The organism is Rhodothermales bacterium, assembly GCA_034439735.1.
In the GTDB taxonomy this organism is placed as follows: domain Bacteria; phylum Bacteroidota; class Rhodothermia; order Rhodothermales; family JAHQVL01; genus JAWKNW01.
This window is the reverse complement of record JAWXAX010000056.1, coordinates 33197-43820: the sequence shown is the minus strand read 5'-3', so window position 1 is coordinate 43820 and position 10624 is coordinate 33197. Positions and strand designations below refer to the sequence as shown.

General features: G+C 62.9%; 8 protein-coding genes. 6 read left to right on the top strand and 2 right to left on the bottom strand.

The genetic code is table 11. The features are described from left to right. The 3 genes from SH809_03930 to SH809_03920 all read left to right on the top strand — a co-directional run. On the top strand, positions 1 to 691 hold a 691-nt coding region (locus SH809_03930; GenBank protein MDZ4698835.1), incomplete at its 5' end, for a cyanophycin synthetase. Positions 692 to 1136: 445 nt separating this feature from the next. Next, positions 1137 to 3518, top strand: a complete 2382-nt coding sequence (gene rho / locus SH809_03925) for a transcription termination factor Rho (protein ID MDZ4698834.1) — start codon at positions 1137 to 1139, stop codon at positions 3516 to 3518. 41 nt (positions 3519 to 3559) lie between these two features. Further along, positions 3560 to 4315 carry an HAD hydrolase-like protein gene (locus SH809_03920; GenBank protein ID MDZ4698833.1) on the top strand — a complete coding sequence of 252 codons (756 nt, stop codon included), beginning with the start codon at positions 3560 to 3562 and terminating at the stop codon, positions 4313 to 4315. 3 nt (positions 4316 to 4318) lie between these two features. Here the strand turns inward: SH809_03920 and SH809_03915 are convergent, their stop codons facing one another. After that, positions 4319 to 5353 (bottom strand): FAD-dependent oxidoreductase, encoded by a 1035-nt coding sequence (locus SH809_03915; GenBank protein MDZ4698832.1) that lies wholly within the window; start codon positions 5351 to 5353, stop codon positions 4319 to 4321. Positions 5354 to 5371: 18 nt separating this feature from the next. Further along, a complete protein-coding gene (locus SH809_03910) occupies positions 5372 to 5839 on the bottom strand; it encodes an SRPBCC family protein (protein ID MDZ4698831.1) in 468 nt (155 codons plus the stop codon). A 388-nt stretch (positions 5840 to 6227) separates the two neighbouring features. Here SH809_03910 and SH809_03905 point away from each other — a divergent pair, with 388 nt between their 5' ends. From SH809_03905 to SH809_03895, 3 genes are read left to right on the top strand one after another with little or no spacing between them, the layout of a single operon-like run. After that, positions 6228 to 7229 carry a carboxypeptidase regulatory-like domain-containing protein gene (locus SH809_03905; protein ID MDZ4698830.1) on the top strand — a complete coding sequence of 334 codons (1002 nt, stop codon included), beginning with the start codon at positions 6228 to 6230 and terminating at the stop codon, positions 7227 to 7229. Between the two features lie 53 nt (positions 7230 to 7282). Further along, complete coding sequence (locus tag SH809_03900) at positions 7283 to 8794, top strand: sigma 54-interacting transcriptional regulator (GenBank protein MDZ4698829.1); 1512 nt, start codon at positions 7283 to 7285, stop codon at positions 8792 to 8794. Further along, positions 8773 to 10515, top strand: coding sequence for a serine/threonine-protein kinase (locus tag SH809_03895; protein ID MDZ4698828.1), 1743 nt, complete (start codon positions 8773 to 8775; stop codon positions 10513 to 10515). Before SH809_03900 ends, SH809_03895 begins: the two co-directional genes overlap by 22 nt. Positions 10516 to 10624: the final 109 nt, after the last annotated feature.

Here is a 10624-nt window from a genome sequence, read left to right as displayed (position 1 = left end):
CCGTGTCGGCGCGCCCCTGCTGGCGCTCGATAGCGACGTGCAGATAGCCCATGTGACAGCGTCGCTTGCCGGCATCACGATGGATCTGTCGACGCCGGTGCGTCAGTATGTCGGGTTGCATGTGGCGTTGCCGGGGCGGTTCCAGGCGCGAAATGCCGCCGTCGCGGTGCGGGCGGCGGAAGTTATTTTTGAGGAGGAGAGTCGGGCCAGCGCGAAGGTCGTCTATGCCGGCTTGCGGCGCGTACGCGCCTTATCCGGCATTCAAGGGCGCCTCGATGTGATGGCCACGGAACCCCTGATCGTTCAGGACGTTGGGCACAATCATGACGGTCTTTCCGCCAGCCTGCGGTTTATGAACGAACAACTAGCATGGGGCGGAGGTCGATTGTTCGTCGTATTTGGCGTCATGCGGGATAAGGATATCGATCGCATGGCGCAATTGCTCAGGGAGGCCGGGGCGCGCGTCGTGTTGGTTCCGATCGGCGTCGAGCGCGCGATGCCTCCCGAGGAGGTGGCCGCTGTATGTGCGCGGCACGGCCTTTCCGTACAACGTTCCGATAGCGTCGAGGACGCCATGGTGTGGTTCCGCCGGCTGGGCAGGCCCGAAGACGGTTTGCTGATCACTGGCTCACATTATGTCGCCGCGCACGTCCTTCCCGAGGCTGACCTCAACCGGCCTCACCTTTCATAACACACTTTACCGAACCAGCACCGGCGCGCCAGCATGCAGGCGCCCGGCAGAGAGGCGCTTCATACGTCGAAAGGGCTCAGCCGCCGGCGCAATCACGCACGGCTTCATGGGGGTCTCAGATGAAATTTTGCCAATGCGGCCGCGTCAATCGTTGATTTTACGGTACGATGCGCTATCTTGCGAGGTCAGCATTTCGCAAGAAAGCTACGCGACGCCGCGTACGACCCCTCCAGGTCTACCAACACCAAGGTAACCGTGCGCGAGCCAGGCTTCACAGGCCCTGCCTACCTCCCCGAATAGCGTCCTTCCTTCCTTCTGGTTTCTACCTACGGGTTTCTTCCTACCTAGTTCAGGATCTTCTAGTTTAATCTCACGACTGGTTTAACCTCACGAGAGGGTGTTTCGAGCCTGTTGGATTCACTTCTGAGCCGTCTACCGCGCGAGGATGGATTGTACGCGCAGATATGCCAGAGCGGAGGTTCCACTGAACGCCAACAACACCCCTGCCGCATCTATTCTTCCACGCTGTATGAAAATTGCCGACCTGCAGAACCAAAAACTCGCCGACCTCAGAGATATCGCCCGGGATCTGGGCCTAACTGGTTATTCCGGGCTGAGAAAGCAGGATTTAATCTATCTCATCCTTGAGACCCGTGCCGAAGCCGTAGCACACACGGCCGCGCCGGCTGCGGGTGCTCCGGCATCCGCCCCATCCGCCGCCGCGCGGGACCGGACCGAGTCGGCCGCCGATACGCCGGCGCCTCGCCGCGCCGGCGACGAAGCTTCGCCGCGCGAACAGCGTCGTCCTCGGGCGGAAGCACGGACGCCGCGTGAAACGGAGGAGCGTCCCGCTCGGGGCAGCAGCACCGAATCCTGGAGCGAAGGGCGCGAGGGCGGCCGGCGTTATGAGGAGAACCGGCCCCGGGAAGAGCGACCCGACAGTGGCGACAGCCGTGGCTCGTACCGCCCGAGGGACGCCCGTCCCGAAGGACGCGGACCTCGAGTGGACGAGCGCTCGAGTAGCGACGCGCCGGACGATTCGGGCTCCAGAACCCGCAAGGGAAACGATCGAGGTGAGGTTCGCACCTTGAACGAACGTACTCCACCGCGCAGGACAGACGATCGGTATGAAGGCCGCAAGTCCAATGGCCGCAACGAAACCCGCGGCGAAGGGCGTAGCGACCGCGACAGCCGAGATGCGCCCCGGAGCGATCGGGATAGAGATCGGGAGGTGCGTAGCGACCGCGACAGCCGCGATGCGCCCCGGAGCGACCGGGATAGAGATCGGGAGGTGCGTAGCGACCGCGACAGCCGGGATACGCGGGGCGACCGCGATAGCCGCGGCGAGCGGGACAGCCGGGATACACGGAGCGACCGCGACAGCCGGGGCGAGCGAGATCGCGAAGTCCGCAGCGACCGCGACAGTCGCGGAGATCGCGGGGACCGCGATAGCCGTGGGGATCGGGACCGCGACGCTCGCGGAGACCGGGGCGACGCCCGTAGCGCGGGACGTCCGGGCGAGCGCGATTCGCGCCGCATGGAACGGCGTGATCCGCGCCGACCGGAGAAACGACCGGGCAGTGGGGGACCTCCTTCGGTTCCCGACAACCGCCGGCAGCGGGCCATGACCGGTACGCGCGAAGAGCAGCGCAAGCGTGTATACGAGGGCCGGCCGAAATACATGGCCAATTACGACCCGAATAAGACAGAACTGGAGGGCATGATCAACAAGGTCGGGGTGCTCGAAGTGCTCCCCGACGGCTACGGCTTCCTCCGTTCCGCCGAATACAACTACCTGCCCAGTCCAGATGACATTTACGTTTCGCCTTCGCAGATCAAACGGTTCAGCCTGCGCCTCGGCGACACGGTGGACGGCGAAGTGCGCCCACCCAAGGAAGGCGAGCGGTTCTTTGCGCTCATCCAGGTAAACAGCATCAACGGCCGCACGCCGGCCGAGCTGGAAGAGCGAATCAGCTTCGATTTCCTGACGCCGCTGTATCCGGAAGAACAACTGCGGCTGGAATACCATGCGACCGATTACAGCATGCGCGTGATGGATCTCTTCGCGCCCATCGGTAAGGGTCAGCGCGGCCTCATCGTCGCGCAGCCCAAGACGGGTAAGACGATCCTGCTTCAGAAGATTGCCAACGCGATCACCACAAATCACCCCGAGTGTTACCTGATCATTCTGCTGGTGGACGAACGCCCGGAAGAAGTAACCGACACCATGCGCAACGTGCAGGCCGAGGTGATCTCTTCCACGTTTGATCAGGAGCCGGAACGCCACGTGGAAGTGGCCGACATCGTGCTCGAAAAAGCCAAGCGCCTCGTGGAGGCGGGCCAGGATGTCATCATCCTGCTCGACTCCATCACCCGCCTGGCGCGTGCACACAACGCGGTAGCGCCGAATACGGGCAAAACCCTCTCGGGCGGTATCGAAGCCGGCGCACTCCGCGGCCCCAAGCGCTTCTTTGGCGCGGCGCGAAATGTGGAAGAAGGAGGGTCGCTGACCATCATCGGGACAGCGCTCATCGACACCGGAAGTCGAATGGACGAAGTTATCTTCGAGGAGTTCAAGGGCACCGGTAACATGGAGCTCGTGCTCTCCCGCGAAATGGCCGATCGCCGGATCTTCCCTGCGATGGATACCGTCAAGTCCGGCACCCGTCGCGAAGAGCTGTTGCTGCCCGAGGCCAAACTCAGCCGTGTCTGGATCCTCAGGAAGCTGCTGGCCGATATGGATCCGGTCCAGTCGATGAACTTCCTGCTCGACAAGATGCGCGGCACGCGGGATAACGATGAGTTCCTGATCGTCATGAATTCGTAACGAACGGCGCCCGGAGCCTCGCGTAACCTCGGCCCCCTATCGTGAAGCTTCAGGCCCTCTTTTTTGAAATCGACGGCGTACTGGTCGACGTTTCGCGATCGTATCGCCGCGCCGTCGAGGAAACGGTAGCCCACTTCACGGGTCGCCCGATCGAACCGGGAACCCTCCAACGATACAAAATCCTTGGAGGGTTCGCGGACGATTGGCGCCTCACACAGGCCATCGTGGCGGACGCCGGCATCCAGGTCTCCGCCGGCCGCGTCGCGGATGAGTTCCAGCGCCGATACCGGGGCGAAAATTGGGATGGCGTCGTCCTGGAAGAAACCCCTCTCGTGCAGGTACGCACCCTGGAACGGCTTCAGCGGTCGGACCGCGTGATGGTCATTGTCTCGTCGAGGCCGGACGCCGAGGTGCAGTGGATTCTCGAGAGATTCGGGTGGAAACGCTACTTCCCGCTGCTGATCACCCGCGAGGCGCAGGATGGGCGCGGCGGCCTGGATCCATATCCTCTGTTGCGCGCCCTGGCGATCCTCGATGCCGCGGGCCGGCCCATCGAACCGGGGGAAACGGCGTTCGTGTCTGCCTCTTCCGAAGATATGACAGTCGCCGCCGCCGCCGGCGTATGGGGGATTGGCGTCTCAGCGGGGCACGAAACCGCGGCCGACCAGGAGGAGGCCTGGCTACGGGAGGCCGGCGCCGCGGTGATCGTACACACCGTCGACGCCCTCCCTGGTATTGTCGAGAACCTGGCCGAACACACCACCCGTACTTCGCCGCGCTCCGATACAGACCCGTAGATCTCACACGCCCAGCGCCTGTCGGATCTCACCCGCGGCATCCAGGCCGGATTCGATGGCCCGTTCGACCCGAGAGCGGGAGGCGATCGCATCGCCGGCAAAGAAGAGGCCCTGCGGGCGACCGACAGCGAGCGCCTCGATGTCCGCCGGCGTTGTTGCCCGTGCGAAGCGCCACCGCTGAGCGTCGTGCCACGCGGGCTCGGGAAGGGCGGGAAGTAGCTGGCGGACCTGAGTCAGCACATCGGGCAACAGCGTGTCGAAGGGTTCCAGATAGTGGCGCGTGCTCCAGGAGGAGGCCATCTGAATCAGGAGAACGTGCTGTCCGGCTGGGACATGGCCGGCCTTGGCGTGTTCCATCGCCAGCCAGGAGAGGGGCCGCCGGCGTTCGGTATCCACCTGTGCGTACCAGTCAACTTCCAGCATATCCAATCTTTCGTATCCAAGTACGAAGCACAGCTGCGACTCGTACCGGGCTTTTCGCAGCGCTTTCGAGAGCGTGTACCGCAGCGTGGCGTCCATCTCGCTCGTTTCGATGATAACGGCAGATTGGGGGGCTGGCGGGGTAAGGAGCACGGCATCGAAGTCATTAAACACCCGCTCTCCTTCCGCTATGAGGCGCCAGCCGTTCTTCACGTGCATCAGGCGTTCGATCTGTACCTCGTGCTCTATCGAAGCGCCCGATGCCGCGCCCAGGAGCTTGGCCAGCTGACTGATGCCGTGGCGATAGTTGAGTCGTCGGGGGGCCGGCATGAGAGCTGGCGCCGGGCCGGTTTGAGGGAACGGCTGCACGGGTGCGGCGATTTCGATGAGGTCGACCGACGGCAAGTCCGCATATACCAACTTTTGCACTCGATCGCTGTCGGCGCAGAAATAATTGGCGCCGTGATCGTAGCGGATACCCGCCCGGCCTCGGCTGGCCACCCGGCCCCCCAGTCCGCGGCTTTTTTCGAAGACGACGACTTCGATCTCGTCGCCCTTCAGTGCCAGGGCTGCGGTGAGGCCGGCGACGCCGCCACCGATAATGGCGATTCGTTTCATGTTCTGCAGGCGTAGGCGTCAGTGCACGAGCTCCTTCTGGAGGCGCCGAAGGAGGCCTTTGTAGCCAGCGCGCATGACGGCGTCGTGGTTCCAGCGGACGGCCGGTCGCAAATGCGGGGCGAGGACACGCATCCAGCGGCGGGTAGCGTCCACCCGCCAATCAAACCGGACAATGGTCGAGCGCCCTTCGCTGGTCAGTTGCCAGCAGCCCCACCCGGTAAGATCGCCCGTGGCGACACCTTCCAGCATGGTCGGCTGTGCGATGCGCGTAACCCGTACATCGATGGTGATCCGGTACGGAAGGGGGCCTCGCCAGACGATGCGACGCAAGCCGCCCAGACCGATCTGATCCCCGGCCTCGAGGGTATCTACGTGTTCGACGGCCTTCCACCAATCGGGCCAGTGCTCCACATCGTGGATCTCGTCCCAGACAAATTGCGCGGGCGCGGGTATGCGCCACGTTGTGACGAACTCGTAGTCGGCCATGGGGGGACACAGGGGGGTAACGGTGGAGGGCGACTGTTATCCTGAATCCCCCAATCTACTTCGCAAGGCCCAATTGAGCAAATCGCATCCCCCGTGCAGGGCGCGACTTTGACCCGGCCGCCGGCCGGCGAAACGTATTCAGGTCAGTCGGATTTAACCTGAAGCGGAAGCCAGTTATAGCTGCAAAGGTGTTTGAACATACGTTTGCCCCTTACCAGGTAGCGTTTCATGTAGTCACAGGAGCCCCGCGAAGTCTATACGCCACAACCACCCGGGCGTACGGACACCGATGGGGAGACAGCTCCGGGCCTGTGTATCCAACCGTCCCCGGTGTGCCGGGGCGATAACTTGTGCCAGCATGCGAGGTACGCGTCTGAGGTCTGTAATTATGTTGTGCCCGTGTGATGGGTGGCCCCTGGCCGGCATGGTGGTGCTGGCGCTGCTCCTGGGGGGGTGTTTAGACGGGGCGTCGCGTACGAACCCGTTGGACCCTCGTGGGGAGGACTTTGAGGGCGTGGGTGCCGTGAGTGGGCGCGTTACGGGATTTTACCCACCCTTTGCCGGACTGGATGGAGTCGAGGTGCGTATCGAGCCGGGGCCGGTGACCGCGACGACCCGTGACGGGGGTGCGTTCGGTGTAGATCAGCTACCTGAAGGAGAATACATTCTGACGGCGAGTCGGGCCGGTTATGCCACGGTTGTGGATACCTGTACCGTACGTGTGGGCGAGACCGCGCAGGTGGAACTTCGGCTGGATGGGTTGCCAGCGGTTGATCGTCTGGAGATCCAATCGGTCCACATTAGCCGCTGGTGGCCGCCGCCACAGGAGTTATTTCGGTTAGAGGTGACGGCCGAGGTGGGGGATCCAGACGGACTATCGGATATCGAACGGGTGTGGATCGAGGTGCCCGCCGTGGGCCTGGTCGACACGTTGGTGGCCAGCGCGGTGCCGGGTCGGTACCTCACGATCCTCCAGGAAAGTACGCTCCCGGTAGGGGTAGAATCGCTGCTCGGCCACGACCACCTGCTCTTCGTGCGGGATCGAGCGGGCGTCGTCACGGCGAGTGGGGCCCGGCAGATCGCGCGTCTCATCGCGCCGACTCCCGTGGCGCTGACTCCTACGAGTCTGGCGCTGCTCGCCGACGCGGCGCCGCTGTTCACCTGGGAGCCGCTGCTTTTGGTGTTTCCGTACACCTATCGGTTAGACATCGTGCGGGTGGATGAGAACATCCAGACGGTCGTCGAGATCATCGAGAACCTGCCTCCGGCTGCCAAGTCGTTCAAAGCACCCAACGCGCTGGCAGCCGGCGAGTATTTCTGGACGATTTCGGTGGTCGACGAATTCGGCAACCGGAGCCATTCCCGTGAAGCCGGCTTCCGCATTCCGTAACTGCCGGGGAGTAAGCCCGGTGGGTACATCTGTCATAACCAGGAGCGTCTGCCATGCCATCGGCTGAACCCCACTATCGCACAAACCTCGACGCGTTGTTTGATATCGCGTTGACGCTGAACTCCATCCAGGAGCCGGACGCCCTGATGGGTAAGGTACTGGAAGCCGCGATGGAAGCGCTTGGCGCCGATCGCGGGTTTGTGCTGCTTAGCTCGGAGACTGAACGCGTCGGGTTCGAAATCCGAAGCACGATCAACTTCACCGAGGAGCAACTCGGCGACGTCGTCCGCATCTCCACAAGCGTGGTACACCGCGTCCTGCAAACGGGCGAGCCCGTGCTGGTGCACGAGGCACTCGAGGACGAGCGGTTCAGTGGGGCCGAAAGCATCGTCGTGCAGCACATCAAATCCATCGCATGCGTCCCGCTGCGGCTTAAGAACCGTCAGATCGGCGCGATCTACATGGACTGCCTCACCGACAGGAGCCGGTTCAAGCAAGAAAATCTTCCCTTCCTCGAGGCGTTCTCGAATCTCGCCGCCGTTGCCATTGAAAACGCACGGCTGTACCAGACCCTGCGCGACGAAAATCGCCAGTTGCGGAGTGAATTGCAGCACATACACGGGTTCGCCGAGATGATCGGGCAGAGCCCGCCCATGCGGAAGTTGTATGCGATCATGGAGCGCGTGCTGGACAACGACGCCACCGTGCTGATTCAGGGGGAAAGCGGCACCGGCAAAGAGCTGGTCGCTCGCGCCATCCATTATAGCGGGCACCGCCAGAAGAAACCGTTTCTGGCGCTGTTCTGTGGCTCCCTGCCCGATACGCTGCTTGAGAGCGAGCTGTTCGGATACAAAAAGGGGTCATTCACCGGCGCGGTGGCGGATAAAGCCGGCCTGTTCGAGGCCGCCGACGGCGGGACCCTGTTTCTGGACGAAGTGGGCGACCTCAGTCCGTCCCTTCAGACGGCGCTGTTGCGCGTGCTCCAGGAGGGGGAGATCAAACGTATTGGCGAAAACAGTGTGCGTCATGTAGACGTGCGCATCCTGTCGGCCACGAACAAACCGGTGATGCAACTCATCAAGGACGGCTCGTTCCGAGAGGATCTTTTTTACCGGCTGAACACGATCACTCTCGCAACGCCGCCTCTACGGGATCGGGGTATGGACATCCCCCTGCTTGCGAATTTCTTCCTGGACAAATACGCCGTCGGCCGGCGCGAGCACATCAAAGGGTTCACGACGGAAGCCATCGATGCGATGCGCGCCCATGCCTGGCCCGGCAACGTACGCGAACTGCAGAACACAATCGAGCGTGCCGTCGTGATGACGATGGGTGATGTTGTGGGGGTGGATGATATGAACCTGCCCGTGGGCGACAAGCCGCTGAAACGGTCGTATCATGAGATGCTCAACGAGGGGCAGACCCTCGCGGACATCGAGCGGCGCGTCGTCGAGGAGGCGATGAAGGCCTGCGAGGGCAACGTATCCGAAACGGCCCGCCGGCTGGGCGTTTCGCGCGGCTGGATCCATAATCGGCTTAAAGAATGGGACCTACCGATTTCCTGACGGACGTCAAGCCCTTCCTGGAACTCTCCCGGAGCGCATGGACGGTCGTGTACAAGGCGTACCAGGCGTCGCTGGATCGGTTTGTCCTGCTCAAGGTCATCAACCCCGATGCGCGACACGACGAAGACCTGACGGCGCGCTTCGAGGAAGAGGCGCGCCTGATGGCGCGTATCCAACACCCGAACGTAGTAAGCGTCTACGGCTTCGGCCGTTCGCCGAACGGCGCCTATTTTACAGCCGAATACATCGAGGGGATGTCTCTCGCCGCCCTGCTTTCCGACCACCGGTTGCCGCCGGCCCTGGCGCTGTATATCCTCTCGGCGGTTGTAGCCGGACTCGAGGCAGCGCACGCGGAGGGCATCTTTCACCGCGATCTGAAACCAGCGAATATCCTGCTCTCCCACGAGGGTCAGGTCAAGATCGCCGACTTCGGGATGGCGTCTCTCGATCAGGGCGGGGTGGGGAAATCGGAAATCCGGGGGACTCTGGCCTATATGGCGCCGGAGTACCTGATGGACCCGGTGCCTACGGCCGCGTCGGACCTGTTTTCACTCGGCGCCACGTTTTTCGAAATGCTCGCTGGCCAATCGGCCTTTGCCGGCAGGGACGCCAGCGGCGTGATCGATGCCGTGTTGCAGTACGATCCGGTGCGGGTGCTGGAGGCCAATCCGTACGTGCCGGACGGTATGAAAGCCATGTGTGGCCGTCTGCTCGCGAAATCGCCGGAGAATCGGTACGCCAGCGCCCACGAACTGGCCGGGGATCTGCTAGACCTGAAATCAGCCGTTCACCCGGCTGGCGCCGCGGATCTCAAGGCTTTTCTTGAACAACCGGAGGAGGTTGCCGCTCGTCTGAACACGCCGCTCGTGGTCGCGGCGGCCCGTGTCCCAACCCGTAGGCCTGCCGCTGCGACGATCGAGCGCGGGGTGGCCCGCGCTCCGCGTCGGCTGGTGTATGCGGCATGGCTCGGTGTTGCCCTGTTTCTGGTGACCGCGACGCTCTGGGCGGTAAGGAACGACGAGCCTGTTGCAGAGCCTCCAGTGGCCGCCGCCCTTTCTCCTGTAGAGGATTCAACGGCAATCTTCCCCGACGGTGATACCGTCGTATCCCTGGGCGCTGCCTTGCCCGAGCCTCTGGTGGTGTTGCAACGCCCTGCGCGTGGAGACGCGGAGACGGATGTGCGTCTGCCGGACACGGATTCGGATTCTGTAGGCGTGACGGGCCTCGATCTCACAACGGCGCCGGCGGATACGACCGAAGCCAGTTCTGTTCTGCCGCCCTCCCCTTCGCTGGCGAAGCTCTCGATTTTCTGCACCCCTTATTGCGAGGCCATCATCGAAAACGACTCCCTCGGGACGGTGCCGCCGGTGCGAACGATCGAGCGGCCGGCGGGCGCGTACCGCATTCGGCTGAGTCATCCATCGTTCCCACCCTATGACGCCACGGTTACCCTGGCGCCTGGCCAGACGGATACGATGAATGTATCCCTCTGGCGACTGGTGGGGACACTCGAACTCGATGTCATCCCCTGGGCGAAGGTCTACATCAATGGGAACTACGTTGATGACACCCCACTCGAAACGCCGATCGTGTTATGGCCCGGGGAGCACCGCCTCATGCTGGAACTACCCGATGTCGGCCGATGGGAGACGAGCCTCAGCGTCGCCGCTGGGGACGTTTTGAAGCGAGCGTACAAGATGCAGGACCTGCTCGGCCAGTAAGCTGGAGCCGGTTGGACGCGGGACAGCGAACGGGGCCCGCAGCTATCCGACTGGGATGGCTCCGAGATTATGGTACACCGCTTGCAGTCAAGGGTGTTACCCCCCAAAA